Here is a 26633-nt window from a genome sequence, read left to right on the forward strand (position 1 = left end):
GCGCTACGGTTGCCCATGAAAAAGGCCGGCCGCGGCTCCCTGTCGATCCAGGGGTGCCGCGGCCGGCCCGTTCGGCTTCGCCTCAGGCGACGGCGGCGATGCCGGCCTTGGCGACCTGTACGTCCTGGTCGGGCTTGACGCCGGAAACGCCCACGGTGCCGGCCATCTGGCCCTCGACCATCACCGGCACGCCGCCGGCGAGCAGGCCCTGCATCGGCGCGGAGAGGAAGGCGTTACGGCCGCCGTTGATCATGTCCTCGAAGGCCTGGGTTTCGCGGGCGCCTAGCGCTGAGCTGCGGGCCTTCTGGGTGGCGATGTCGGGGGTCATGGCCGGGGCGCCGTCGAGGCGGCGCAGGCCGAGCAGGTGGCCGCCGTCGTCGGCCACGGCAATGGTTACCTTCCAGTCGTTGGCTTCCGCTTCTTTCTGAGCGGCATCGAGGATGGCGTTGACGTCGGACAGGGTGAGTACGGGTTTGGTCTTCATGGGGTTCTCCTTGAGTCGCAATGTTGTCGGTGATGAGCTTCCCGGCGACAAAGCCACGCGAGGGCGCTGTGAACCCGTCCCTGGGCGCTACTTTTGCCATCCCTGGCAAAAGACCCTCGCTTTGGCTTGTCCCCGGCGCTCATCTGTTGCGTTGCTGGATACTCTCTAAGCGCTGCCCGCCGAGGGAGGCAACGATTCATCGACGATCTCGATCCAATGCCTGACCGGCGTGCGCCCTGCGCCGTTGAGGTGCGTCTGGCAGCCGATGTTGGCGGTCACGATGGTTTCCGGGCTGCCGGCCTCAAGGGCGTTGAGCTTGTTGTCGCGCAGCTGGGTTGCCAGCTCCGGCTGGGTGATCGAGTAGGTGCCCGCCGAGCCGCAGCAGAGGTGGGCATCCTGGACCGGAGTGAGGGTGAAGCCGAGCTTGACCAGCACGCCCTCCACCGCGCCGCCGAGCTTCTGGGCGTGCTGCAGGGTGCAGGGGCAGTGGAACGCCAGCCGGCGGCCTGCGCTGACCTCGAGGCTCGTCAGCTCCTCGTCACGCAACACCTCGACCAGATCCTTGGCCAGTTCGCTCACACGCTTGGCTTTGTCGGCGTAGGCGGGATCATCCTTGAGGATGTCGCGGTACTCCTTGACGAAGGCGCCGCAGCCGCTGGCGGTCTGCACTATTGCTTCCACCCCTGCCTCGCCCTCTTTCTCGATATGCGGCCACCAGGCGTCGATGTTGGCCCGCGCGCGGGCGCGGCCGTCGTCCTGGGCGTTGAGGTGGAAGTCGACGGCGCCGCAGCAGCCCGCTTCGGCCACCGGCGTGAGGCCGATTCCCAGACGGTCGAGCACCCGCGCCGTGGCGGCATTGGTGTTGGGCGAGAGCCCCGGCTGCACGCAGCCTTCGAGGATCAGCATCTGCCGTGCGTGGCGCTTGTGGTCGGGGCGCGTGCCGGCATCCACCGGCTTGGGCGGTAGCTTGTCCTTGAGCTTGCCAGGCACCAGCGGCTTGAAGGTCTGGCCCAGCTTGAGCAGCGCCTGGAAGCGCTTGGGCTCCACCAGGGCCTTGCGCAGGGCGTAGCGCTGGGCGCGCTCGGCGGTGCTGCGCGGCACCCGACGCTCGATCTCGGCGCGGCCGATGTCGAGCAGCTTGTGGTACTCCACGCCCGAGGGGCAGGTGGTCTCGCAGTTGCGACAGGTCAGGCAGCGGTCCAGGTGCAGGCGGGTCTGCTCGGTGACGTTTTCGCTGTCGTCCGGGTTTTCCAGCATCTGCTTCATCAGGTAGATGCGCCCGCGCGGCCCGTCGCGCTCGTCGCCCAGCAACTGGTAGGTGGGGCAGGTGGCGTTGCAGAAGCCGCAGTGCACGCAGCTGCGCAGGACGCGGTCGGCCTCCTGGATGTGCGGCTGCTTGAGGGCTTCCTCGGTGAAATGCGTCTGCATGTCGAAAATCCTGTGCGTCTCAGAGCGCCGCGTAGAGCCGGCCGGGATTGAAGATGCCCTTGGGGTCGAGCTGAGCCTTGAGGTTGCGGTGGTATTTCATCAGCACCTCGGGCAGCGGCGTGAAGGGCTCCACGTCGGCCGGGCGCGGGCCATAGCAGGTGGCGTGGCCGCCGGCGGCCTGGCAGGCGCGGCGCAGGGTGTCGGCATCGAGCTCGGCGCGCAGCCAGCGCTGGGCGCCGGCCCAGTCGTGAAGCATCAGCCGCTCGTCGACGCCGGGCAGTTCCAGCGCCGGCGTGCGGTGGGGCAGCGAGAGTCGCCACAGAGGCGCCCGACCTTCGCTGAAGAAGGACAGGCGCTGGTCGCGCAGGGCGGTCCAGAAGCCGTTGTCGAGATCGTCGCCGCCGATGCGTGCGCGAGTGGCGGCCACCGAACTCGGCCCGCCCTCCAGGCGCAGGTGCAGGGCGCCGTCGAGCCAGGCGGCGGCGCTGATCGGCAGCGGTTCGCGACCCCACTCGGCCAGGCGCAGGCGGGCCTCGTCGAGAGAGAGCTCCAGGTGCAGGCTTTGGGTGGCGCCGGGAATCGGCAGCACCTTGAACGAGACCTCGGTGATCAGCCCCAGGCCGCCCTGGGCACCCACCATCAGCCGCGACATGTCGTAGCCGGCGACGTTCTTCATCACCTCGCCGCCGAAGCGCTGTTCGATGCCTGCGTGGTTGATCACCCGCGCACCGAGCACGAAGTCGCGCACGCTGCCGGCCCAGGGGCGGCGCGGACCGGAGAGGCCGGTGGCGACCATGCCGCCCACGGTGCTGGCGATGCCGTAGCGGGGCGGTTCGAAGGGCAGCATCTGGCCCTGCTCGGCCAGGGCCGCCTCGAGCTCGGCCAGCGGGGTGCCGGCGCGCACCGAGACTACCAGTTCCACCGGATCGTAGAAGCTGATGCCGCGATGCTCGTGGGTGAAGAGTTCGCTGCCCTGAACCTCGCGACCGTAGAAGTAGCGGGTGTCGCCGCCGACGATCCGCAGCGGCGTACCCTCAGCATTGGCCTGGCGAATGCGTTCGGCCAGGGCCGCGCTGGCGTCGTGATCCTTGTGAGTCGTGGCGTTGGTCATGGTCACTCCTGTCCGCCCTGCTGAACGCCGGGGGTGGTGTCGGCCGCCGCGCTCTTGATGGTGCGGAACTCCGAACAGCGTGCCGGGGTGGGAATGTTCTTGCCCGGGTTGAGCAGGTCGTGCGGGTCGAAGGCGGCCTTGGCGGCGCGGAAGGTGGCCAGTTCGTCGGGGCGGAACTGGGCGCACATTTGGTTGATCTTCTCGCGACCGACGCCGTGTTCGCCGGTGATGGTGCCGCCCACCTCGACGCACAGTTCGAGGATCTCGCCGCCCAGCGCCTCGGCCACGGCCAGCTCGCCCTCGCGGTTGGCGTCGAACAGGATCAGCGGATGCATGTTGCCGTCGCCGGCGTGGAAGACGTTGGCCACTTTCAGGCCGTAGCGCTCGGAGAGGTCGCTGATGCCCTTGAGCACCCGCGCCAGCTCGCGCCGCGGGATGGTGCCGTCCATGCAGTAGTAGTCCGGCGACATGCGGCCCACTGCGGGAAAGGCGTTCTTGCGCCCGGCCCAGAACTTGGCCCGCTCGGCGTCGTCGCGGGCCTGGCGGATGCCGGTGGCGCCGGCCTTCTCCAGCACCTGGCGCACGGTTTCGCAGTCGTCGTCGACGTCGGCCTCGACGCCATCGAGTTCGCACAGCAGGATCGCCTCGGCGTCCACCGGGTAGCCGGCGCCGATGAAGTCCTCGGCGGCGATGATGGCCAGCTTGTCCATCATCTCCAGGCCGCCGGGGATGATTCCGGCGGCGATAATGGCGCCGACCGAATTGCCGGCCTTCTCCACGTCGTCGAAGCTGGCCATCAGCACCTTGGCCACCTCGGGCTTGGGCAGCAGCTTGACGGTGATCTCGGTGACCACGCCGAGCATGCCCTCGGAGCCGTTGAACAGCGCCAGCAGGTCGAAGCCGGGGGCGTCCAGCGCATCGCTGCCCAGGGTCATGCGCTCGCCCTCGATGGTGAGCACCTCGACCTTGATCACGTTGTGTACGGTGAGGCCGTACTTGAGGCAGTGCACGCCGCCGGCGTTCTCGGCCACGTTGCCGCCGATGGAGCAGGCGATCTGCGATGAGGGGTCCGGGGCGTAGTAGAGGCCGTAGGGCGAGGCCGCCTCGGAGATGGCCAGGTTGCGCACGCCGGGTTCGACCCGGGCAATGCGCGCCTCGGGGTCGATCTCGAGAATGCGCGAGAAGCGCGACATCACCAGCAGCACGCCGTGGGTGAGCGGCAGCGCGCCGGCGGAGAGCCCCGTGCCGGCGCCGCGGGTGACCACCGGTACGCCGAGGCGATGGCATTCCACCAGCAGGCGCTGGACCTGATCGAGGGAGTCGGGCAGCGCCACCAGCAGCGGCAGGGTGCGGTAGACGGAGAGGCCGTCGCACTCGAAGGGACGCATGTCCTCCTCGCGGTGCAGCAGGGTCATGCCCGGGATGGCCTTCAGCAGCGCGTCGCGGATGCCGGCCCTGTCCATCTCGGGGGCCGGGCCGTCGAGCCGTTCGTCATAGAGGATGTTCATGAGTGCCTCTCTGCGAGTCATGCGGCAGGGGGTTCGTACGCCAAGGCCCCCAATGTGCGCTCTGGTGCGCCCTCTGTCCAGCCTGCGGTCTACTGGTATGACCAGTTGTTCGGCGCTATATTGGAAATTATTTTCATGATACAGCATGGCAGCTACGGCGCTTAAGCGCCAGGTTAGCAAGCATGCCTGTGGACCCTGGGAGAACCAATGCAGCAGGAACATGAGCGCGTCTCAGCGACGCTGACGCCCGATGCGGTGGCGGAACGCCTGGAGCGGATGATTCTCGACGGCGTGTTCCGCCCCGGGCAACTGCTGCCTTCGGAGCGACGCCTGTGCGAACGCCTCGGCGTGTCGCGCACCTCGCTTCGCGAAGGGCTGCGCGTGCTGCGCAGCAAGGGCATCATCGTCACTCGCCAGGGGCGGGGCTCGGAGGTGGCCGAGCTGGTGGCAGGTCGCGACGACAGCCCGCTGATGCATCTCTTCCGCGACCATCCGCGGACCCTTTACGATCTGCTGGAGGTGCGCTCGCTGCTGGAAGGGGAGTCGGCCCGGCTGGCGGCCGAGCGGGCCACGCCGGCCGACCGGGTGCTGATCCAGCGCCGCTACGAGGCGATGGCGGAATACGTCGAGGCGGGCCAGGCGATAGACGTGGAGCGGTTGGCCCTCCTCGACCACGCCTTTCACCTGGCAATCTGTCAGGCCTCGCACAACCCGGTGCTGGTGCATACGCTGCAGTCGCTTACCGATCTGCTGCTCAGCTCCGTGTTCGCCTCGGTAAAGAACCTCTATCATCGTGAGAGGCCGCGGACCATGATCAATCGTCAGCATGCGCGGCTCTATCGGGCCGTGATGGAGGGCAAGCCTCAGGCAGCCCGGAGAGCGGCGCTCGATCATCTCCACGGCATCGAGTCGCAGCTGCGCGAGATCGAGGCCGAGGATCAGCGCCTGGAGCGCTCGGCCATGCGTCTCGATGAGTGGGGGTGACAAGAGGGCTGAGTGGCGCGCCGCAAGCACCGCAACGAAATTGACGCTCCTTTTTTTTGAATGCATAATTAGATTTATTCGTTTTAGAAGTGAAGCCAATGGACAAGATCAGGCAAAGTACGCTTCACGGTGAAGTGGCGGAAAGGGTTCGCGATCTGATTGCGCAGGGCGTATTGGCCCCCGGCAGTCGGGTTCCCGAAAAACAGCTGTGCGAACAGTTCGGCGTCTCCCGTACCCCTTTGCGCGAGGCACTCAAGGTGCTGGCTCACGAAGGCTTCGTCGAGCTGCTGCCCAATCGGGGCGCGCGGGTCGCCAAGCTGACCCGCACCACGTTGAAGAACACCTTCGAAGTGATGCAGAGCCTCGAGGCCCTGGCGGGCGAGCTGGCCGGAGCGCGGATCTCCGACCCGGAGCTGGCCAACATCGAGGCGCTGCACTATCAGATGCTGGCGCACTACAAGAGCGGCAACATGCAGGAGTACCTGCTGACCAATCAGCAGATTCACGAAGCCATCGTGGTCGCCTCGCAGAACGACGTGCTCATCGACGTCTACAAGAACCTCAACCATCGCGTGCGCCGGGTGCGGTTCACTGCCGAGCTCAGCAGCGACTACTGGTCTCAGGCCGTGAGCGAGCACGAAGCGATGATCGAGGCGCTGAGAAAGCGTGACGGCAAGGAACTGGGCAGCATCCTGAGCTGCCACCTGCGCAACAAGGTCGAGGTCTCGGCGCTGGAGGAGATGGCCGAGTAGCGCCAGATGGCCCCACATCCGTTCCACGCAGTACGCAGATGCCACCCCCAAGGGTGGCATCTGCGTTTGGTGCTCATTGCCCCAGCGACATGCGATAGAAACGCACCGCGTTGTCGTGAAACAGCCGGCGACGCTCCTGGGGCGTGAAGCCTTCGGTGATGTGCAGGAAGCCCGAGAAGATCGTCTCGAAGCTCGCCACCAGGCTGTCGACGGGGAAGTTGCTGGCGAACATGCAGCGCTCGACGCCGAAGACCTCGATGGTGTCGAGCACGACGCGGCGATTGGCCTCGACGCTCCAGGGCTGTCCCGGCACGCCGATGCCGGAGATCTTCACCGCCACGTTGGGCTGGGCGGCCACTCGCTCCATCGCCCGGCGCCAGCCGGCGAGCCCGGCTTCGCTGCGGTCCGCCGGCAGGCCGGTGTGGTTGATGACGATCTGGGTTTCGGGATAAGACGCCGCCAGCTCGGCGGCCTCCTCGAAGTGCCACCAGGGCGTCTGCAGGTCGAAGGAGAGGTCATGGGCCGCAAGCTGGGCGAAACCCCGCCTCCAGGCCGGGTCGCCCATCGAGCCGGGGGCGCCGGGGAACACCTTGTCGGGCGAGCTTGCGGCGGCGGGCTTGTGGCGAATGCCGCGCACGCGCGGATGGTCGCAGTGGGCGGCCAGTACCTCTGCCACATTGGGCCGGTCGAGCCGGGCCTGGGCGACCATTACCGTCGGTAGCCCTTCACGTTCGGCCAGCTCATGCACCCAGCGGGTTTCCGCTACCGGCGTGCGCGGGTCCCACTCCGTTTCCACGAACACGCTGCCGACCACGTTGAAGCCCCGAGTATCCTGGCGATAATCCGCGGGCATGTAGTTGCGGCGAATGGCGCTGTAGTCGCCGTAGCGAAAGGGAATAGGCGTCTTGTCGCACAGCCAGGGCAGATAGTTGCGCTCGAGATCCCAGAAGTGCTGATGGGCATCGATGATCGGAAAGTCGTTCATGCTATGGCCTCTCATGCATTGCCCTGTCGCGCTTGGTCTTCCAGCAGTGTCACGATGGCGGCGCCATCGAGTTCGCCCTTGCCCTGGGCGATCAGCATGCTGTAGAGCGAGTTGGCCATGCCGGCCATGGGCATGGCGACGTTCAACGCATTGGCCGCGTCCTGCAGCATGTGCAGGTCCTTGAGGATCTGGCGCGCATAGCCGCGCGGCTCGAAGTCGTTCTCCACCATGCGTGGCAGCAGGTCGTTGAGCAGATTGCTGCCGGCATAGCCCGAGGAGAGCGCCTCGGGGATCTTGCTCACGTCGATGCCGAAGCGGTTGCCGAGGTTGCAGGCTTCGGCGATCACGCAGTAGTTCGAGAGCACCAGCGCCTGGTTGATCAGCTTGGTGGCCTGGCCCGCCCCCACCTCGCCCATATGAGTGAACTGGCCGAGCCGCTCCATGATCGGCGTTACGGCTGCGATGGCCTCTGTCGTGCCGCCTGCCATGATGGCCAGGCGACCTTCCGCGGCGGCGCCGGGCCCACCGGACACCGGGGCATCCACGAACGCCATGCCGTTGCGCCGCTCGAGCTCCGCTGCCAGGTGCCGGGTGGTTTCCAGCTCCGTGGTGGAGTGATCGACCACGACCTTGCCGCCGTCCTGAGCGACCTCGGCGATGCCGTTCTCCCCGAGTACCACCGCCTCCACGGCGGCGCTGGTGGTCACGCAGATCTGGATGAGATCGGCACGTGCGGCCACGGCGGCCGGCGAGTCGGCGATCTCGGCGCCGCGGGCTTTTGCCGCTTCGCAGTGAGCCGCTTCGATGTCGTAGCCGACCACGGCATAGCCTTCGTCGATCAGCCGCGACACGAAGCCGCTACCCATCTTGCCCAGTCCAATGAATCCTACGGTGGAAATCGTCATGGTGAACTCCTTGCATTCTCAGCGCATGAAGCTTGGCAGCCACAGCACCAGGTCGGCGGCGAAGGTGATGATGGCCAAGGTGGCGACGAGCGGGATGTAGAAGGGGATCAGCGCTTTCAACAGCTGTCGCAGCGATACCTTGGCGATGGATGAGACGAGGAACAACGAGAGGCCCATCGGCGGCGTCAGCAGGCCGATCATCAGGTTGAAGATGCACACGATACCCAGGTGCACGGGATCGACGCCGGCGAGCACCATGGGGGGTGCCACGATCGGGACGATCAGCAGGGTCGCGGTGGTGGAATCCAGGAAGATCCCTGCCACCAGGAAGATGAGGTTGGCGATCAGCAGCAGGACCAGCGGCTCGTGGGAGATCTGCAGAATGAAGGTGGCGAAGCGCTGGGGGATCTGCTCCACGGAGAGTATCCAGCCGAACATGGCTGCCGCCGCCACGATGATCAGTATGGCACTCGTCGTCCTGAGCGTGGCCAGCAGCGAGAACATGAGGTGCGACCAAGTGAGCTCCCGATAGAGAACGGCGCTGATGAAGACGACGTAGGCTGCCGTTACCGCGGCCGCCTCCGTGGGGGTGAACAGGCCCATGAGCATGCCGGAGATCATCAGTACCGGGGCCAGCAGGGCGGGCAGGGCGGGGATCAGGGCACGATTGAGTTCGATCAGCGTCGGCCAGCGCTCGGCTCTCGGCATGTCGTGGCGCAGCGCCAGCAGGGCCGCAGTGATCATCAGCAGCACGATGCAGATCAGCGCCGGCACGATACCGGCAAGCAGCAGCTGAACGATCGAGACGCTGGTGACCGAGCCGTAGACGATCAGCGGGATGCTGGGCGGAAAGATGGGGCCGACCACCGCGGAAGAGGCCGTGACGGCGGCGGAGAAGGGCGCTCCGTAGCCGCGCTTCTTCATTGCTTCTATCTCGATCTTGCCCAGCCCGCCGACGTCGGCAAGCGCGGCGCCCGACATGCCGGAAAAGATCAGACTGGAGAAGATGTTGACCTGAGCCAGCCCGCCCGGCGCCCGGCCCACCAGGGTATTGGCAAAATGAAAGATCCGGTCGGTGATGCCCGACTGGTTCATCAGGTTGCCGACGAAGATGAAGATGGGTACGGCTACCAGGGGGAAGCTGTCCAGGGCATAGGTGACTCGCTGCCCCATCAGGCCCAGTGGAAGGCCCTCGAGTAGCACGTAGATCGCAGAAGGAATCAGGATCGCATAGACGACCGGAAAGCCGAGCAGAAAGAGAACGAGAAAGATGCCGAGGATGATCAAGCCCATGGAGGTGCCTTATACGCCGGAGTCGGATTTGTTATCGGTCGTGCTCGTGCCTTGCACAAGATGCACCAGGGCTGCGCCCAGGAGGCCAAGAACGGTGGTGCCGAAAAAGATCCAGTAAGGGATTTTCAGTACCGGGGTCGCCCTGTTGAAATTTGTCTGTACGGTGGTGGCGGCGGAGTAGGCAACGAACAGGCAGATGATGATGGAGGCCACCATGATCAGCCGGTTCAGCCATCGTCTCGGCATTACCGGAAGGGAGTCGCGCAGCTCCGCCATCTGTATGTTCTCGCCGCTGGCGATGACCAGCGGGTAGGATGAAAAGACGAGGCAAATCAAGAGAAAGCGCGTCAGCTCGCCGGAGCCGGGGATCGAGGTACCGAGCAGGTCACGAGAAAGCACTTGCAGGAACGGGACCAGGATCATGCCGGCGAGAAGCAAGGCGCAGAAGATCTCGAGCCATTTTTGTCCGTATCTCATTTTTCACCCGTCTGGTCATGTTCCGGCGAGAGGCCATTGCCCCTCGCCGGTGTATGGGTAGCTGGGTAGATGCTCTAGCTGGACCGTTACTCCACTTCCCCGATCATCTCGATGTAGGGCTCGAAATTGGGATAGTCGCGGTTGATCTGTGCCAGCACCTGCTCGCGGAAGGCATCGATATCCAAGCCATCCTCTTCGGTGATGATGGTCATGCCGCGCTGCGTCAGCTCCTCGATGAGTTCCTCTTCGGTCTCCTGCGCCCAGCGCAGCGACTCTTCCGCCTTTTCCGTCAGCACGTTGGTGATGGCCTCCTGGTATTCCTCGTCCAGGGACTGCCATACGTTCTCGTTGATGAAGACGGCGAGGATGGAGTGCATGTGGCCGGTCATGGAAACATGCGACTGCACTTCGTGCAGGTTGTCGGAGCGGATCATGGTCAAGGGGTTTTCCTGACCCACGACCAGTCCTGTCATCAGGGAGGTGGGAAGCTCCGAGACTTCTACCGGGGTGGGGTCGGCGCCAAAGCCCCGAACCATGGAGATCCAGATGTCGAGCGGTACGGCACGAAACGGCTTGCCCGCCAGATCGTCGGGAGACTCCACGGGGAAGTTGGCCGTGATGTGGCGAGCGCCGCGGTACATCCTGCCGATGATGCGCATGCCGGCCTCTTCGATCAGCTGCTCGTTCATTTCGCTGATGACCGGTGAGGTGGGGTCCGTGGCCCTGAGCGCATGCTCCGCATCGCGATAGATGAAGGGCGCGTTGAACACGGCGATGTCCGGTACGGATTGCGCCAGGGAGGCGAACTCGTGATGGGCCATGGAAATGGAACCCAGCGAGACGCCATCCACCATCTCCGCTACGCCGCCCAGCTGGCTGGCAGGGAAGATGGTGATGCTGACACCGCCGTTGGTGGCTTCCTCGATGGCGGCGGAGGCTTCCGAGGCGAAGCGGGTTTGTGCATCGCCTTCCGCGCCGACGTGGGCGTAACGCAGCGTGGTGGCGGAGACGGAGGCGGAGGCAAGCCCAAGGACAAAGACTGCCGCAAGGGTGAGTGGGAACCGGTGTTTGAGCGTCATGGTGGACCTCGTTGTTGTTGTAGGACGGGTGCCGTGGCCTGGGCCTGGCCCAGGACGCGGGCGTGCCTTCAAGGTGCTGATGTTATTATGAACTCATAATTCATTATTTTTACATATACTTTCGTCTACTCCTATCTGTCGATTGGGCTAGGTGCCGCGGTTGTGCGCATGGTGCTTCCCCATGCGGCAGGCGATGGCGAAGGCGTGGCGCATGGCCTCGACGCTGGCCTTGCCCTGGCCGACGATGTCGAAGGCGGTGCCATGGGCCGGGGTGGTGATGGGAATCGGCAACCCGCCCTGGACGGTGACGCCGCGCTCGAAGCCCAGCAGCTTGAGGGCAATCTGTCCCTGGTCGTGGTACATGGTGACGACGGCGTCGAACTCGCCGTCGCGGGCGCGGCGAAAGAGGGTATCGGCGGGGAAGGGGCCCTGGGCCGGATAGCCGGCGGCGACGCAGGCCTCGACGGCCGGCGCGATGACGTCGATCTCCTCGCGACCGCAGGTGCCGCCCTCGCCGGCGTGGGGGTTGATCGCCGCCACGGCGATGCGTGGCTGCGCCACACCCGCTGCCATCAGGGCGTCGTGGATCAGGCGGGTGGCGTTCAGGATGCGCTCCGGCGTGACGTAGCGGGCGGCCTCGCTGAGCGGCACATGGGAGGAGATGCGTGAGGTCCAGAGGCTGCCGAGGGTGTTGAACTCGCACACCTCGCCGGACACCTTGAGGTATTCGGCGAAGAAGTGCAGCTCATCCTCATGGCGCAGTCCGCCCTGCTTCATGGCCAGCTTGTTGAGCGGCGCGAAGCAGATGGCATCGATGCGTCCCGCCTGGGCGGCGTCCAGGCAGTGGGCCAGCACCTTCAGCACCGAGGCGCCGCAGGCGGCATCGACCCGGCCGAACTCGACCACCTCTGGCCGGATGGTGTCCAGCGGCAGCAGTACGGGGCCGGCCTGGCCGCGGGCCTGCTCCCAGGAGGCGATCTCGGGCAGCGTGAGCGCGGTGCCGGCCACCCGCTGGCCTTCCTGCCACAGCCAGGGGTCGCCCACTACCACGACGTCGGCTCCATCGATTGCCTGACGCTCGGCCAGCAGCTTGGCGACCAGCTCGGGGCCGATGCCCGCCGGGTCGCCCAGAGGTACGGCGATGCAGGGTCTTGCGTGGGTCATCTTGGGTCTCCTTCGCAGTGGGTCAGCCGTCCTGCCAGGCGGCGCCGTCCGGGTAGAGGTGTCGCGACAGCGACTCGGGGTGGAGGCTGATGCTGTAGCCGGGCGCGGTCGGCACCTGATAGCGGCCGTTGCGGATCGTCACGGGGTGCAAGAAGTGCTCATGCAGATGATCGACGTACTCGAGGATGCGCCCCTCGAGGGAGCCCGAAACGGCGATATAGTCGAACAGCGAGACGTGCTGCACGTACTCGCAGAGCCCGACGCCGCCGGCGTGGGGGCAGACCGGCACGCCATGCTTGGCGGCCAGCAGCAGCACCACGATGACCTCGTTCAGCCCGCCAAGACGGGCGGCGTCGACCTGGCAGTAGTCGAGGGCGCCGGCCTGCAGCAGCTGCTTGAACATCACCCGGTTGTGACAGTGCTCGCCGGTGGCCACCCCGATCGAGCCCAGCCGGCGGCGGATCTCGGCGTGGCCGAGGATGTCGTCGGGGCTGGTCGGCTCCTCGATCCACAGCGGATCGAATTCGGCCAGCCGGCGCATGTTGGCGATCGCCTCGTCGACGTCCCACATCTGGTTGGCATCCATCATCAGGGCGCGTTCCCAGCCGATCTCCTCGCGCAGGATCTGGGCGCGGCGGCGGTCCTCCTCCAGGTTGCCGCCCACCTTCTGCTTGAAGTGCGTCCAGCCTTCGGCCAGCGCCTCGCGCGCCAGGCGCCGCACCTTGTCGTCGTCGTAGCCGAGCCAGCCGGCCGAGGTGGTATAGGCCGGGTAGCCCTGCTCGCGCATCTCCCGCTCACGGTCGGCGCGGCCGGCGGCATTGCGCCGGAGCAACCCTAGCGCTTCCTCGGGCGTCAGGGCGTCGGTGACGAAGCGGAAGTCTAGGCAGCGGATCAGCTGCTCGGGGGGCATGTCGACCAGCAGCTTCCACACCGGCTTGCCTTCCGTCTTGGCCCACAGATCCCAGACGGCGTTGACGATGGCCGCCGTGGCCAGGTGGATCGCGCCCTTTTCCGGCCCGATCCAGCGCAGCTGGCTGTCGCCGCTGGTCAGCTCGCGCCAGAAGCGGCCCATCTCGGTGGTGATGTCGTCGAGCCGGCGACCCTCGATCAGATAGGCCAGCGACTCGACGGCCTTGACGCAGATTTCGTTACCGCGGCCGATGGTGAAGGTCAGGCCGTGGCCGCTGAGCCCGTTTCCGGCATCGGTGTGCAGGGTGACGTAGGTGGCAGAGTAGTCCGGTGCCGCGTTCATGGCATCGGAGCCGTCCAGCGAGCGCGAGGTAGGAAAGCGGATGTCCTGAACCTCGAGGCGGGTGATGGTGGTCATGGCGACAATTCCAGCAAGGTCTAAGAGAAGTAAAGATTTGTTGTCCAACCCAGCCTGGCGGCCAATTCAATAACCTGCCAATCGTTTTTTTCGTATCTACGTTAACCAGAGGTTATCGATTCGCGCTACAGGGCCTGCCATGGCCCTCGAGGATGCGGCGCGTCCAGGTTCCTGTCGACGAAAGTATGATTCTTAATTTTGGATTCATAATTCAAAGTTCAGGATCATTCTACGTCAGACAGTCCGTGATTAAACAGTCCGTGGTCAGACAGCCCGCGATGTGAGAGGAGGCAGGAGAAGATGCGCGAGGACATGGGAAGCGAGAATAGGGGAGACGAAGACATTGGAGAAAAGCGCAGCGCGACCGGCGGTCGGCAGCCGCAGCTGCAGGACCCGGCGCTGTTCAGGCAGCACGCCTACATCGACGGAAGCTGGGTCGATGCCAGCGACGAGGCGATCATCGAGGTGGTCGATCCGGCCAGCGACACGCGGCTGGGCAGCGTACCCCGCCTGACCCAGGCCCAGGTGCGAGAGGCCATCGAGGCGGCCGACCGCGCCCTGCCGCAATGGAAGGCCAGGACCGCCAAGGAGCGAGCCGCCATCCTGCGGCGCTGGTACGAGCTGTGCATGGCCCATCAGGAGGATCTGGCCCGTATCCTGACCCTGGAGCAGGGCAAGCCGCTGGCCGAAGCCCGGGGCGAGATCGCCTACGGCGCCGCCTTCATCGAGTGGTTCGCGGAGGAGGCCAAGCGGATCTACGGCGACGTCATCCCGGCCCATGCCGGAGATCGCCGCATCGTGGTCACCAAGGAGCCGGTCGGCGTGGTGGCCGCCATCACGCCCTGGAACTTCCCCAACGCGATGATCACCCGCAAGGCCGCCGCCGCCATGGCGGCCGGCTGCACGGTGGTGGTCAAGCCGGCATCCAGCACGCCTTTCTCGGCGCTGGCCCTGGCCGAGCTGGCCGAGCGTGCCGGCGTGCCCCGGGGCGTGCTCAACGTGGTGACCGGCAGTGCCCGTACGGTGGGCGACGAGCTGACCGCCAACCCGCTGGTACGCAAGCTCTCCTTCACCGGTTCCACCGAGGTGGGCAAGGTGCTGCTTGCCGCCTGTGCCCAGACGGTCAAGAAGGTCTCCATGGAGCTGGGTGGCAACGCGCCCTTCATCATCTTCGATGACGCCGATCTCGATCAGGCGGTGGCCGGGGTGATGGCGTCCAAGTTCCGCAACACCGGCCAGACCTGCGTGTGCGCCAACCGCATCTTCGTCCACGAGCGGATCTACGATGCCTTCGCCGAGCGCCTCGCCCAGGCGGTGGCGGCGCAGCGGGTCGGCAATGGCCTCGAGGAGGGGGTGACCCTGGGGCCGCTGATCGACCCGGCCGCGGTGACCAAGGTCGAGGAGCACATCGCCGATGCCCGCGAGCGCGGGGCCAGCGTCTACCTGGGCGGGCAGCGACATGCGCTGGGCGGCAACTTCTTCGAGCCGACGATTCTCACCGACGTCACCAGCGATGCGCGGCTGATGAACGAGGAGACCTTCGGTCCCGTGGCGCCGCTGCTGCGCTTCAGCGACGAGCAGGAGGTGGTGCGCCTGGCCAACGATACCCCCTACGGCCTGGCCAGCTACTTCTATACCCGCGACGTAGGCCGGGTGTGGCGGGTGGCCGAGGCCCTGGAGTGCGGCATCGTGGGCATCAACGAAGGCATCATCTCCAGCGAGCTGGCCCCGTTCGGCGGCGTCAAGGAGTCCGGTATCGGGCGGGAGGGCTCCAAGTACGGCATCGAGGACTACATCGAAATCAAGTATCTCTGCATGGGTGGGTTGTGACATGAGCGACACGCAGTCGAAACAGCGAGTGGGCATGATCGGCATCGGCCTGATGGGCCACGGCATCGCCACCAACGTCCAGCGCGCCGGCTGGCCGCTGGCCTTTCTCGAGCACCCCGGCAACCAGCCAGTTGCTGCATTGCTCGAGAACGGGGCGCAGGCATTCGCCACGGGGGCGGAGCTGGCCCGGCATGCCGACGTCATCATTCTCTGCGTGACCGGCTCGCCCCAGGTCGAGGAGGTGCTGCTGCGCGAGGATGGTGTGCTGCAGGGGCTCAGGCCCGGTAACGTGATCATCGACTGCTCCACGGCGATTCCCAGCTCGACGCTGCGCATTGCCGAGGCGGTGGCGGAGGCGGGCGGACGCTTTCTCGACGCCCCCATGACGCGCACGCCCAAGGAGGCCGCCGAGGGGCGGCTCAATCTGCTGGTGGGGGGCGATGCCGAGCTGTTCGCGGCGCAGCGGCCGCTGCTCGAGAGCTTCGCCGAGAACATCACCCATGCCGGCCCGGTGGGTGCCGGCCATCAGCTCAAGCTGCTGCACAACTTCGTCTCGGTGGGGTTCTCCACCGTGCTGGCCGAGGCGGCGGCATGCGCCGAGCGGGGCGGCATCGACCCGGAGGTCTTCGTCGACGTGCTGGCCAAGGGCGGCGGGGCGGGCACCGTGCTCGAGCGGCTGCGGCCCTACATTCAGGAGCGCGATACCTCGGGCTTCCGTTTCAGCATCGCCAACGCCCACAAGGATCTCGGCTACTACCTGGCCATGGCCGGCGACCTGGGGGCGGCGAAGGTGGCCGCGGCGGGTATCGACGAGGTGCTGGGGCAGGCCGAGGCGGCGGGGCATGCCCAGGCCACGCTCCCCGAACTGATCGGTCTGCTCGGCAGTCACGACGCCTGACGGCGGCTAAGGCGTGGTTGCTCCCGCTGGCAGCGGCGCCTATGTTGGCTGATCGACATAGGTTATCAGAGGGCCGGAAAACGTGGACAAACTGTCATCGACTGGCCTGTGCGGCTGGATGCGTTTCAAGCACCTGCTGCTGCTGATCCACCTCGACAAGCGCCGCAACATGCGCGCCGCCGCCCGGCAGATGCATCTGAGCCAGCCGGCGGCCAGCAAGATGCTGCGCGACCTGGAGACCCATTTCGGCTTCGCCATCTTCGAACGTCAGCCGCGAGCGATGGTGCCGACCGAGCTGGGGGCTCAACTGGTGAGACATGCCGAGATCCTGCTCAATGATATCGAGCGCATGGTCGAGGACGTCCAGCGCATGCGCGAGGGTGGCTACGGGCGGCTGCTGATCGGTGCCATCCCGGCCGCCGCCCCCGAAATCCTGCCGGCAGCCATTGCCGCGCTCAAGCGACAGCGGCCGCGGCTGTCGGTCAGCATCGACGAGCAGAGCAGCGATCGTCTGCTGCAGGCCCTCGAATACAAGCAGCTAGATCTGGTGATCGGTCGGCTCACGGCGGTGAACCAGCACAACCTGTTCGACTTCGAGCCGCTGCTCGAGGAGCCGCTGCGCGTGGTGGTGGCGCACGATCATCCTCTGGCCGGCCAGCAGCGGGTCGAGCTCGCGGCGCTGCGCCACTGGCCGTGGGTCCTGCATCCGCCCACCAGCCCCATGCGTCAGGTCATCGAGGCCGCGCTCGCCGATGCCGGCATCGCCTCGCCCGACGACACCATCGAGACCACCTCGACTCAGACCACCCTGCAACTGTTGCTGAGCGCGCCGATGCTGGCGGTGCTGCCTTGGTCGGTGCTCAAGCGTCCCCTGGCCAGCGGCCAGTACGCCGTGCTGCCGCTGACCATCGGCAAGCCGCTGGACTATTACGGCATCATCACCCGCAAGCGCGAACCGCTCTCCAGCGCCGCCGCCGAGCTGGTCGCGGAGCTGCGTCGGCAGGTGGCATCCGCCAGACCGCGTGTGGAGCACTCCTCCTGACGGTCGGGCATTCGCAGCGGCTAGACCAAAGTCGACATTGATGAAATGAATTATGAGTTCATAATTACATATGGCGGGGGAGACGCCCATCCGACCCGCGCCCGTGAACACGCCGGTTGCCGCCCATGCCTTGGCGACGGCTTCTGAACCGACAACGACAAACAGGGTGATCGAGAGATGACGAAAACAGTGATGGTCGGCAAGACCGCACTCTGCGGAGTGCTCTGCCTGGCGCTGGTTGGCGGCGCCCACGCCTGGGAGCCGCAGCGCAACGTGGAGTTCGTGGTGCCATACAGTGCCGGTGGCGGCAGCGACATCAACGCCCGCATGCTGGTCGAGGCGATTCGCGAGACCGACATGGTCAACCGCAACATCCTGATCAACAACCGGCCCGGCGGCTCCGGCGCGGTCGGCAACAGCTACACCTACAGCAAGCGCGGCGATGGCCATACCATCATGACCTTCAACGGCGGTCAGATGATGAGCATGGTGGTCAACGACGCCTCGGTGCAGCTCGACGACCTCACGCCGCTCGCCACGCTGTCGCTGGATACGCTGTTCGTGGGGGTCAGGGCCGAGAGTGACATCGAGGATCTCGACGGTCTGATCGAGCGTGCCGAGCAGGATCCCGGCGGCATCACCGTCGGTGGGGCCGGCCGCGGCGGCGAGGACCACCTGGCCTTCGCGATGCTCGACGACAACCTGGGCGTCGACTTTCAGTACGTGCCCTTCGATGGCACCGGTGACGTCACCTCCGCCTTGCTGGGCGGCCATATCGATGCCGCCATCTTCAAGCTGGGCTCGCGGGTCGACCAGAGCATGGTGCGCTTCCTGGCCACCTATTCGGAGGAGCGCCTCGACGCTCCCTTCGACGAGGTACCGACCTTCGACGAGCTGGGCTATGAAGGCCTCGAGCTGATGATCTTCCGCGGCTATGCCGGCCCGCCCGACATGCCCGAGGAGGCCGTCGAGTTCTGGGAGAACGTCTTCCGTGCCGCTGCGGAAACCGACAAGTGGTCCCAGGAGTACGTCGAGAACAATGGCCTGATCCCGACATTCATGGGGGCCGAGGAGAGCGCCGAGTACTACCAGCGCGAGCAGGAGCGCTACCGGGCGCTGTTCCAGGAAGCCGGCATGATCGACTGAGGCTCGCGGGGCGCGGCCGCCGACGGGTGGCTGCGCCCCGGTCGTTGCTGCGGCCACCTCGTTCGTTTCCGGTCGGCCGCTACCGCAAGAGGCGCACACTATGTCAAGCGTGAATCAAGAGCCGGTTCACGAGGGCCGCTCCTGGCTCTCCCCGCTGGTCACACTGGGCATCATCGTGATGGGGCTCGCCTGGGCCGGCTTTGGTTGGTGGAAGTATGGGATATGGATGCACAACGGCCCCGGGGCCGGCTTCTTCCCCGTGGTGATGGGGTTGGGGGCAGCTCTGCTCGGTGGCTACGAGCTGCTGCGCCGCAGGTTCGAGACGGATCGCGTGAGCTGGCGCAATCTATGGCCCGCCGTGGCCATGGGGCTGGCCATCGCCAGCATACCGCTGTTCGGCATGGTGCTGGCGATGACGCTGTTCATCGTGCTGTGGATGGCGCTGATCGAGCGGCAGTCGTGGCTCAAGTCCGTGGCGATCGGCGCCTGTGCGGGCGGTGCGATCTATCTGCTGTTCGGCATGTGGCTGATGGTGGCTTTCCCCGAAGGCGCGCTCATGGCGCCGTTCACCTAACCGAGCGAAGAGTCGCGTATGGATATCCTACAGTCCCTGATGCAGGGGTTCGCCACCTCGCTGACGTTCAGCAACATCCTGGCGGCCCTGGTCGGCGCCGGTCTCGGCATCATCGTCGGGGCCATTCCCGGCCTGGGTTCGGTCACCGGCATCGCCCTGCTGCTGCCGCTCACCTTCCAGATGGACCCCATCACCGGCATCATCATGCTCGGGGCGCTCTACTACGGCTGCATGTACGGCGGCTCGTACAGTGCCATTCTACTCAACATTCCCGGCGATGCGCCGGCCGTGGTGACCTCGCTGGACGGCTATCCGCTGTCGCAGCAGGGGCATGGCGGCAAGGCCCTGTTCACCGCCAACATCTCCTCGTTCATCGGCGGTACCGTGGGCATCATCATGCTCACCTTCATGGGGCCGATACTGGCCCACGTGGGCCTCATGTTCGGGCCGGCGGAGGTGGCGGCGCTGATCCTGCTGGCGCTCTGCTCCATCGGCTGGCTGCTGGGGGACAACCCGCTCAAGGGCCTGATCTCGACCTTCATCGGCGTGATGCTGGCGACGATCGGCATCGGTACGGCCTTCGGCCAGCCGCGCTTTACGTTCGACTCCATGTATCTGCTCAACGGCATCTCCTTCATTCCGCTGGTGATCGGCATGTTCGGTTTCAGTCAGGTGCTGGTGATGATGGTCAACCGGGTCGATCCCTCGGCCAAGGGGCTGAGCGGCCGGCTGGGGCTGAAGGAGAGCCTGCTCGATCGCAAGGAGGCGCTCAGCATCCTGCCGGTTTCGCTACGCTCCGGGGTGCTCGGCAACCTGGTGGGCATTCTGCCGGGCGCCGGGGCCACCACCGGCTCCTTTCTCTCCTATGTGCTGGAGAAGAAGGTCGGCCGCAACGGCGACGAGCTGGGCAAAGGGCGCATCCAGGGGGTGGCGGCCTCGGAGGCGGGCAACAACGCCGCCGCCGCCGGTTCGTTCGCCCCGCTGCTGTCGCTGGGCATTCCCGGCTCGGGCACCGCGGCGGTGCTGCTGGGCGGGCTGATGATGTGGGGCCTGCAGCCCGGGCCGCTGCTGTTCCAGAACAATCCCGACTTCGTCTGGGGGCTGATCTCGTCCATGTACCTGGGCAACGTCATGGCGGTACTGGCGGCGCTGGCGATCATTCCGTTCCTGGTCAAGCTGCTGCTGATCCCGGCCGCGATCATGATCCCGGTGATCGCCGTGGTGTGCGTGGTGGGGTCTTACAGCGTCAACAACAGCATGTTCGACGTCTGGTTCATGCTCGGCGCCGGGGTGGTGGCCTTCTTCATGACCGCCGCCCGCTACCCGATCGCGCCGCTGCTGCTGGCCTTCGTGCTCACGCCTCGCCTCGAGACGAGCTTGCGCCAGGCGCTCGACATCTCCCGCGGCGATCCGATGATCTTTCTGCGAAGCCCGATTGCGGCCACACTGCTGACGCTGATCCTGCTGTTCGTGCTCTATCCGCTCGCCAAGCGGCTGTTCATGACGGTACGCCGGCGCGGTCACAAGGCAACGGCCGAATGAGGCCGAGCCAGCCCGCTCAGCACATCGAATCGTTTTCTGAAAAGAGATACCGACATGACGCACCACGACGATGCCGTCGCCGCCTTCACCCAACTGCTGGGAGCCAACGGGGTAATCACCGCGGCCGCCGACCAGGAGCGCTACGTGCGCGACTGGGCCGGCGCCCGCCTGGGCATGCCGCTGGCCGTGGTGCGTCCCCGGACCACCGAGGAGGTGGCGGCAGTGGTGGGTTACTGCCACCGTAACGGGATCTGCATGGTCGCCCAGGGCGGGCATACCGGCCTGGTGAAGGGGGCGTTGCCGGATAGCCGGACGCCCGAGGTGGTCATCAGCCTCGAGCGCATGACGCGCATCCGTGGGCTCGATCCGCTCAACTTCAGCATGGCGGTGGACGGCGGCTGCATTCTCGAGGAGGTCAAGCGCGCCGCCGAGGAGGCGGACTGTTTCTTTCCGCTCTCGTTGGGCGCCCAGGGCAGCTGTCAGATCGGCGGCAACATCGCCACCAATGCCGGCGGGGTCAACGTGCTGCGCTACGGCATGATGCGCGAGCTAGTGCTGGGTCTCGAGGTGGTGTTGCCCGACGGCGAGATCTGGAGCGGCATGAAGGCGCTGCACAAGGACAACCGCGGCTACGACCTGAAGCAGCTCTTTTTGGGCAGCGAAGGCACGCTGGGCATCGTCACCGGGGCGGTACTCAAGCTGACGCCGCGCCCCGAACAGTCGCAGACCGCACTGCTGGCGGTGCCTTCGGTGGAGGCCGCGGTGCGGCTCTATGCCCTGACCAGGCGGCGCTGCAGCGACCTGCTCTCCGCCTTCGAGCTGATGCCGCGCCTGTGCCTGGAGCTGGCCTTCGAGGCCGCACCGCAGCTCGCCGACCCTTTCGATGAGGCGTATCCCTACCATGTACTGCTCGAGCTGACGGCCACCGGGCCGGTGGATCTGTCCGGGCTGCTCGAAGGGCTGCTGGAAGCGGGCATGGAGCACGAGGTGGTACTGGACGGCGTGCTGGCCTCCAGCGTCGCCCAGGCCGGTCAGCTGTGGGCGATTCGCGAGAGCATGGTGGAGGGTCAGTTGCTGCGCGGTGAGCACCTGCGCACCGACGTCTCGGTGCCGATCTCATCGATTGCTGAGTGCGTGGAGCAGGCCACGGCGGAGGTCGCGGCGCTGTCGCCCACCTCGCAGGTCATTGCCTACGGCCATATCGGCGACGGCAATCTGCATATCAACGTGCTGCCACCCGCCGAGACGCCGGCAGAGGCGCTGCCGGCCCTGTTCGAGCGCCTGGAGAGAGCGATCTTCACGGTGGTGGATGGCTTCGATGGCAGCATCAGCGCCGAGCACGGCATCGGCCGCAGCAAGCAGGCGGCCTTTCTCGACCGCCTCACGGTCACCGAGCGCCGCCTGCTGGCGGGCATCAAGGCGGTGTTCGATCCCGACGATCTGATGGGGGCAGGGCGCATCCAGCCGGCGAGCGAACGCTCCTCGTCGTGACGGAGCCCCGGCCAGAGCTAGCGGCAAGGAGTTAGCGGCCAGGGTGAGCGGACTGAGCGGTCCGGCTGGCCCGCGGGTCAGTCCAACGGTGTCAGCTCGGCCAGGAAGCGCGCCTTGCGTTCCACGTAGCTCTGGCTGCTGGCGGTCAGACCGGCTACCTCTTCCGGGCTCAGCGTGCGCACCACCTTGGCCGGCGTGCCCATGATCAGCGAGTTGGGCGGAAATTCCTTATTGGAGGTGATCAGCGATCCGGCACCGATAAGGCAGTTCTCACCGATACGCGCCCCGTTGAGGACGGTGGATTGCATGCCGATCAGGGTGCCGTTGCCGATGCTGCAGCCGTGCAGCATCACCAGATGGCCGACGGTGACGTCGGTACCGATGCTCAGCGGGAACCCCGGGTCGGTGTGCAGCACGCAATTCTCCTGAATGTTGCTGTTGTCACCGATGCTGATGGGCTCGTTGTCGCCGCGCAGCACGGCGCCCGGCCAGATGCTGACGTCCTTGCCCATTCTGACGTCGCCGATCACGGCCGCTTCGCGGGCGATGAACACGCTGTCGTCGTGGCGGGGGCGGGTCTCTCCGAGTGCATATGTCGTCATGCGCTAGCTCCTTGTCGTCGTGCGTTCGGGCTGCCGCCGGTGGGGCCACCGAGGTGTGGCTCATGCAAGGGATGGCTCCAACTTAGGGAGCCAAGCCCGAGACGTCAATAATTCAGAATTCAAAACGAATTTCATACTGTTCCTCTGATCTCGTTCATCTCATTGTTTTTACTAGTCAGTTCTTCGTCTCCACATGTCGATGATAGCCAAAGGTCTAACTTGATGAAATGAATTATGAGTTCATAATTATGAAAAAGAGGCGCCAGCTCGACTCTGGCGCCGGCTGAGAAGGCAGGTGAGGCCTAACGGCTGCTGCCAGCCGCTGATGAAGCAGGAGGTCAAATGGAGCCGAAATCGACGGCCGAGCTGGAACTCATCAAGGATGGACGCATCGCTTGGCTGATCTTCAATCGCCCCAAGGTGCGCAATGCCATGACCTGGGGCATGTACGACGCGCTCGAGCGGCACTGCCAGGCCCTGAGCGACGACCCGGAGGTGGACGTGGTGGTGCTGCGCGGCAGCGGCGGAGAAGCCTTTGTGGCCGGCACCGACATCAAGCAGTTCATCGGCTTTGAAACGGCACAGCACGCGCTGGACTACGAGCACCGCATCGACGAGGTCATCGGCGCCCTGGAGTCGCTCGGCAAACCCACCATCGCGTTGCTGGAGGGGTTCTGCGTCGGCGGCGGTGCGGCCATCGCCATGGCCTGCGATTTTCGCTACTGCACGCCCGATCTGCGTTTCGGCGTGCCCATCGCCAAGACCCTCGGCAACTGCGTCTCCATTACCAACGTGTCGCGCCTGGTCGATCTGGTCGGTGCCGCCAGGGCCAAGGAGGTGCTGATGCTGGCCAAGCTGTTCGGTGCCGATGAGGCGAAGCAGGCGGGTTTGGTCACCGAGGTCGTCGCCGCCGAGAAGATCGAGGCGGAAGTCAGGCAGGTGGCCGAGAGGCTGGGTGGCTTTGCGCCCTTGACGCTGCGCGCCTCCAAGGAGGGGGTCAGCCGTGTGCTGGCGGCACGGCGGCCTCCGGCTGGCAGCGAGGAGGACCTGATCGCGCTCTGTTACACCAGTCGCGACTTCAAGAGCGCCGTCAAGGCCTTCGTCGACAAGACCCCCCATGCCTGGCGCGGCGAGTAGCGCCGGCTTCACGAGTTTTTCCTCAGCACCCCCAATGACAACGAGGTGGCAAGCATGCTCCCCTTAATGAAAATGAAGGTTCTCGACATTTCCCAGATCATGGCCGGCCCGTATTGCACCATGGTGCTCGGCGACCTGGGAGCGGACGTCATCAAGGTGGAGAAGAACGGCGGCGACGACAGCCGTCAGATGGGACCTTACGTCAACGAGGAGTCGACCTGTTTTGCCCAGATCAACCGCAACAAGAAGAGCATTTCGCTGAACCTCAAGGAGGAGGAGGGACGCGAGATCTTCTATCGCCTGGCCAAGGAAGCCGACGTCATCGTCGAGAACTACCGCACCGGCGTGGCCAAGAAGCTGAAGGTGGATTACGAGACCATCAAGGCCATCAACCCCGGCATCATCTACTGCTCCATCTCCGGCTATGGACAGACCGGCCCCTACAGCCACAAGGGGGGCTTCGACCTGGTGGCCCAGGGCATGACGGGGCTGATGTCGATGACCGGGGAGCCGGGGCGGCGTCCGCTGAAGACCGGCATTGCCGTCTACGACATCGGGGCGGGTATCACCGCCGTCTATTCGATCCTGGCCGCCTACATCCACAAGCTGAGCACCGGGGAAGGGCAACACGTCGACGTGGCCATCGCCGAGTGCGGCCTGCCCTGGTTCACCTGGGAGGCGGCGGCATTCTTCGCCGAAGGCACCGTGCCTGAGCCCACCGGTTGGCGCCACCGCGTATCGGCACCCTACCAGGCGATCAAGGTCAGCGACGGTTACATCATGCTGGGCTGCGCCAATCAGCGTAATTGGGAGCGGCTTTGCCACGAGGTAATCGATCGCCCCGATCTGCTGCAGGATCCGCGCTTCATCAGCAACCACTTGAGGGGGCAGAACGTGGAAGCGCTCGAGGCGGTGCTGGAGGAGATCTTCGTGCATGGCACGCGCGAGGCCTGGCTGGCCAAGTGCGATCAGGCGGGCGTGCCCGCCGGCCCGATCAATGACTTCGCCCAGGCGCTGGACGATCCGCACTATCAGGCCCGCGGCATGGTCCAGGAGATGGAACACCCGGTCATCGGCCGGATGAAGACCATCGGCTTTGCCAGCAAGCTCTCCGGCACGCCGCCGCAGATTCGCCGTCCTGCACCGCTCTATGCCCAGCACACCGACGAGATCATGGCCGAACTGGGCCTCGACGAGGCGCGCTGCGAGGAGCTGCGGCGCAAGGGGGTGATCAAGTGAAGCAAGGCGAGGCAGCCGGAACGACGATAACCGCATGAGGAGGCCTTATGGCGGGCAAGGTATTCCACAGCAGCGTGCAGCTCGGGCGGCAGCAGGCGCGAATGATCCTCGACGGCGCCTTCGGCTATGGGCGCAGCGCGAACCTGTCGCCCATCACCGTCGTGGTGCTGGATGGGGGCGGTCACGTGGTGGCCGCCGAGCGTGAGGACGGCTGTGCACCGCTGCGTTTCCCGGTGGCCCGTGGCAAGGCGTTCGCCGCACTCGGTAACGGTGCCGCCAGCGGCGTGGTGGGCAGCCGTAATGCCGAGCGTCCTGCCTTTCTTGCCAGTGTGGCTGCCGCTGCCGACGGGAACTTCATTCCGGTCGCCGGCGGTGTGCTTATCCTCGATGAGGAGGCGCACATCATCGGCGCCGTGGGGGTCAGCGGTGCCTCTTCCGACGAGGATGAAAGCGCTGCTCTCGCGGGTATCAGGGCGGCCGGCCTGGCCGCGGGGCTCGAGCCCGGCTGAAGCCATTAAGGAGCGGTGCGCTGCTTGACATCGGTTGAATGGCAGGACTAATGTCATAAGGAATTTAGAATAAAGAATTCATTATGTAAGTGTTTCATGGCAAGACTGATAGTGCAAAGCCAACATTAGAACAAGAGGAAACACGCCATGTATCTGCTACGTCTCACGGCGGTTGCTGCAGCTGTCGCCCTCGTCTCCGCTCCCCTCCAGGCCCGCGAGATAACCTTCGGTCATGTCGGCGGCCCCGACTCGCTGTTTGCCGATTCCGCCGATCATTTCGCCGAGCTGGTCAACGAGCGCCTGCCGGAGCCTTACGAGGTGGTGGTGTTCGGCTCCAGCCAACTGGGCACCGACTCGGAGCTGCTCCAGCGCATGCGGCTTGGCACCGTCGACCTTGCCTTGCCCTCGACCATCATGTCCTCGGTGGCGGACGAGTTCGGTCTTTTCGAACTGCCTTATCTGATCCAGGATCGCGAGCACATGAAGCGGGTGGAGGAAGAGGTGTTCTGGCCGCACCTTGCGCCTCTGGCCGAGCAGAACGGTTACCGCATTCTGGCCGTATGGGAGAACGGCTTCCGCCACATCACCAACAACCGCCGTCCGATCAACACCCCGGAGGATCTGCGCGGCATCAAGCTGCGGGTGCCTCAGGGCGTATGGCGTGTGCGGATGTTCGAGGAGTACGGCGCCGAGCCTTCGCCGATGTCGCTCTCCGAAGTGTTCATGGCCCTGCAGACCGGCGTCATGGATGGCCAGGAAAACCCGCTGGCCCAGATTGCCGGGCAGCGTTTCCAGGAGGTGCAGGACTACCTCTCCCTCACTGGGCACGTCTACACCCCGGCCTACCTCACTGCCGGCCGTCGCTTCAACAATCTCCCCGATGAGGTGCAGGAGATCATCCTCGAAGCGGCCAAGGAGACCCAGGCGTTCGTCTACGAGCACGCCGCTCAGCTCGACGAGGACCTCATCGATGTGATTCGCCAGGCGAACACGGAGGTGAACGAGGTCGATACGTCGGCCTTCATCGAAGCCTCAGAGGCGATATACGAAGCCTTCTCCCGTGAGGTACCCGGCTCTCAGGAGCTGATCGACAGGGTGCTGGAGCTTGGTGAAGGCTCCTGACCCG

Annotated in this window: 25 protein-coding genes; 13 read left to right on the top strand and 12 right to left on the bottom strand. The window is 65.6% G+C overall.

Annotated features, from left to right (window positions below; genetic code table 11):
• Window positions 1-82: 82 nt before the first annotated feature.
• From HOP53_RS10885 to glcD, 4 genes are all read right to left on the bottom strand, one after another.
• The gene (locus tag HOP53_RS10885) at window positions 83-484 is read right to left on the bottom strand and encodes a GlcG/HbpS family heme-binding protein (protein ID WP_234270057.1); all 402 of its coding nucleotides are present in this window, start codon (window positions 482-484) and stop codon (window positions 83-85) included.
• Between the two features lie 165 nt (window positions 485-649).
• On the bottom strand, window positions 650-1912 hold the full coding sequence (gene glcF / locus HOP53_RS10890; protein ID WP_234270058.1) for a glycolate oxidase subunit GlcF: 1263 nt from the start codon (window positions 1910-1912) through the stop codon (window positions 650-652).
• 19 nt (window positions 1913-1931) lie between these two features.
• Window positions 1932-3023 carry a glycolate oxidase subunit GlcE gene (gene glcE, locus HOP53_RS10895; RefSeq protein ID WP_234270059.1) on the bottom strand — a complete coding sequence of 364 codons (1092 nt, stop codon included), beginning with the start codon at window positions 3021-3023 and terminating at the stop codon, window positions 1932-1934.
• Window positions 3024-3025: 2 nt separating this feature from the next.
• Window positions 3026-4531 (bottom strand): glycolate oxidase subunit GlcD, encoded by a 1506-nt coding sequence (glcD, locus tag HOP53_RS10900; protein ID WP_234270060.1) that lies wholly within the window; start codon window positions 4529-4531, stop codon window positions 3026-3028.
• A 207-nt stretch (window positions 4532-4738) separates the two neighbouring features.
• On the opposite strand from glcD, the gene glcC reads away from it, so the two are divergent.
• Together glcC and HOP53_RS10910 are read left to right on the top strand one after the other, a co-directional pair.
• Window positions 4739-5515: a transcriptional regulator GlcC gene (gene glcC, locus HOP53_RS10905; protein ID WP_234270061.1), complete on the top strand. Its 777-nt coding sequence runs from the start codon at window positions 4739-4741 to the stop codon at window positions 5513-5515.
• A 98-nt stretch (window positions 5516-5613) separates the two neighbouring features.
• Complete coding sequence (locus HOP53_RS10910) at window positions 5614-6267, top strand: GntR family transcriptional regulator (RefSeq protein ID WP_234270062.1); 654 nt, start codon at window positions 5614-5616, stop codon at window positions 6265-6267.
• Window positions 6268-6340: 73 nt separating this feature from the next.
• On the opposite strand, the gene HOP53_RS10915 is transcribed toward HOP53_RS10910, so the two are convergent.
• The 7 genes from HOP53_RS10915 to HOP53_RS10945 all read right to left on the bottom strand — a co-directional run bounded on the left by HOP53_RS10915 (window position 6341) and on the right by HOP53_RS10945 (window position 13497).
• Complete coding sequence (locus HOP53_RS10915) at window positions 6341-7252, bottom strand: amidohydrolase family protein (RefSeq protein ID WP_234270063.1); 912 nt, start codon at window positions 7250-7252, stop codon at window positions 6341-6343.
• A gap of 11 nt (window positions 7253-7263) precedes the next feature.
• A complete protein-coding gene (locus HOP53_RS10920; RefSeq protein ID WP_234270064.1) occupies window positions 7264-8157 on the bottom strand; it encodes an NAD(P)-dependent oxidoreductase in 894 nt (297 codons plus the stop codon).
• Between the two features lie 18 nt (window positions 8158-8175).
• A complete protein-coding gene (locus HOP53_RS10925; RefSeq protein ID WP_234270065.1) occupies window positions 8176-9450 on the bottom strand; it encodes a TRAP transporter large permease in 1275 nt (424 codons plus the stop codon).
• Window positions 9451-9459: 9 nt separating this feature from the next.
• The gene (locus tag HOP53_RS10930) at window positions 9460-9927 is read right to left on the bottom strand and encodes a TRAP transporter small permease (protein ID WP_234270066.1); all 468 of its coding nucleotides are present in this window, start codon (window positions 9925-9927) and stop codon (window positions 9460-9462) included.
• A gap of 86 nt (window positions 9928-10013) precedes the next feature.
• Entirely contained in the window at window positions 10014-11006 is a 993-nt protein-coding gene (locus HOP53_RS10935) for a TRAP transporter substrate-binding protein (RefSeq protein ID WP_234270067.1), read from the bottom strand.
• Between the two features lie 147 nt (window positions 11007-11153).
• Window positions 11154-12170 (bottom strand): 4-hydroxythreonine-4-phosphate dehydrogenase PdxA, encoded by a 1017-nt coding sequence (locus HOP53_RS10940; protein ID WP_234270068.1) that lies wholly within the window; start codon window positions 12168-12170, stop codon window positions 11154-11156.
• Between the two features lie 22 nt (window positions 12171-12192).
• The gene (locus tag HOP53_RS10945) at window positions 12193-13497 is read right to left on the bottom strand and encodes an L-fuconate dehydratase (protein ID WP_234270069.1); all 1305 of its coding nucleotides are present in this window, start codon (window positions 13495-13497) and stop codon (window positions 12193-12195) included.
• A 300-nt stretch (window positions 13498-13797) separates the two neighbouring features.
• Between HOP53_RS10945 and gabD the strand changes: the two genes are divergently transcribed.
• From gabD to HOP53_RS10980, 7 genes are all read left to right on the top strand, one after another.
• Window positions 13798-15327, top strand: coding sequence for an NADP-dependent succinate-semialdehyde dehydrogenase (gene gabD / locus HOP53_RS10950; protein WP_234270070.1), 1530 nt, complete (start codon window positions 13798-13800; stop codon window positions 15325-15327).
• A gap of 1 nt (window position 15328) precedes the next feature.
• Window positions 15329-16225, top strand: coding sequence for an NAD(P)-dependent oxidoreductase (locus HOP53_RS10955; protein WP_234270071.1), 897 nt, complete (start codon window positions 15329-15331; stop codon window positions 16223-16225).
• Between the two features lie 82 nt (window positions 16226-16307).
• Window positions 16308-17267: a LysR family transcriptional regulator gene (locus HOP53_RS10960; RefSeq protein WP_234270072.1), complete on the top strand. Its 960-nt coding sequence runs from the start codon at window positions 16308-16310 to the stop codon at window positions 17265-17267.
• A 177-nt stretch (window positions 17268-17444) separates the two neighbouring features.
• Entirely contained in the window at window positions 17445-18413 is a 969-nt protein-coding gene (locus HOP53_RS10965) for a Bug family tripartite tricarboxylate transporter substrate binding protein (RefSeq protein WP_234270073.1), read from the top strand.
• Window positions 18414-18513: 100 nt separating this feature from the next.
• A complete protein-coding gene (locus HOP53_RS10970; RefSeq protein ID WP_234270074.1) occupies window positions 18514-18987 on the top strand; it encodes a tripartite tricarboxylate transporter TctB family protein in 474 nt (157 codons plus the stop codon).
• 18 nt (window positions 18988-19005) lie between these two features.
• Window positions 19006-20529 carry a tripartite tricarboxylate transporter permease gene (locus HOP53_RS10975; RefSeq protein WP_234270075.1) on the top strand — a complete coding sequence of 508 codons (1524 nt, stop codon included), beginning with the start codon at window positions 19006-19008 and terminating at the stop codon, window positions 20527-20529.
• A 54-nt stretch (window positions 20530-20583) separates the two neighbouring features.
• The gene (locus tag HOP53_RS10980; protein ID WP_234270076.1) at window positions 20584-22020 is read left to right on the top strand and encodes an FAD-binding oxidoreductase; all 1437 of its coding nucleotides are present in this window, start codon (window positions 20584-20586) and stop codon (window positions 22018-22020) included.
• A 77-nt stretch (window positions 22021-22097) separates the two neighbouring features.
• On the opposite strand, the gene HOP53_RS10985 is transcribed toward HOP53_RS10980, so the two are convergent.
• On the bottom strand, window positions 22098-22622 hold the full coding sequence (locus tag HOP53_RS10985) for a gamma carbonic anhydrase family protein (RefSeq protein WP_234244420.1): 525 nt from the start codon (window positions 22620-22622) through the stop codon (window positions 22098-22100).
• A 342-nt stretch (window positions 22623-22964) separates the two neighbouring features.
• Here HOP53_RS10985 and HOP53_RS10990 point away from each other — a divergent pair, with 342 nt between their 5' ends.
• From HOP53_RS10990 to HOP53_RS11005, 4 genes are all read left to right on the top strand, one after another.
• Window positions 22965-23759: an enoyl-CoA hydratase/isomerase family protein gene (locus HOP53_RS10990; protein ID WP_234270077.1), complete on the top strand. Its 795-nt coding sequence runs from the start codon at window positions 22965-22967 to the stop codon at window positions 23757-23759.
• 66 nt (window positions 23760-23825) lie between these two features.
• Window positions 23826-24998 carry a CaiB/BaiF CoA transferase family protein gene (locus HOP53_RS10995; RefSeq protein WP_234270078.1) on the top strand — a complete coding sequence of 391 codons (1173 nt, stop codon included), beginning with the start codon at window positions 23826-23828 and terminating at the stop codon, window positions 24996-24998.
• Window positions 24999-25045: 47 nt separating this feature from the next.
• Entirely contained in the window at window positions 25046-25507 is a 462-nt protein-coding gene (locus HOP53_RS11000; protein WP_234270079.1) for a GlcG/HbpS family heme-binding protein, read from the top strand.
• A 147-nt stretch (window positions 25508-25654) separates the two neighbouring features.
• Window positions 25655-26629 (top strand): TRAP transporter substrate-binding protein, encoded by a 975-nt coding sequence (locus HOP53_RS11005; protein ID WP_234270080.1) that lies wholly within the window; start codon window positions 25655-25657, stop codon window positions 26627-26629.
• The last annotated feature ends 4 nt before the right edge of the window (window positions 26630-26633 follow it).

The sequence above is a fragment of the Billgrantia ethanolica genome (genome assembly GCF_021404305.1).
Classification (GTDB): Bacteria; Pseudomonadota; Gammaproteobacteria; order Pseudomonadales; family Halomonadaceae; genus Halomonas; species Halomonas ethanolica.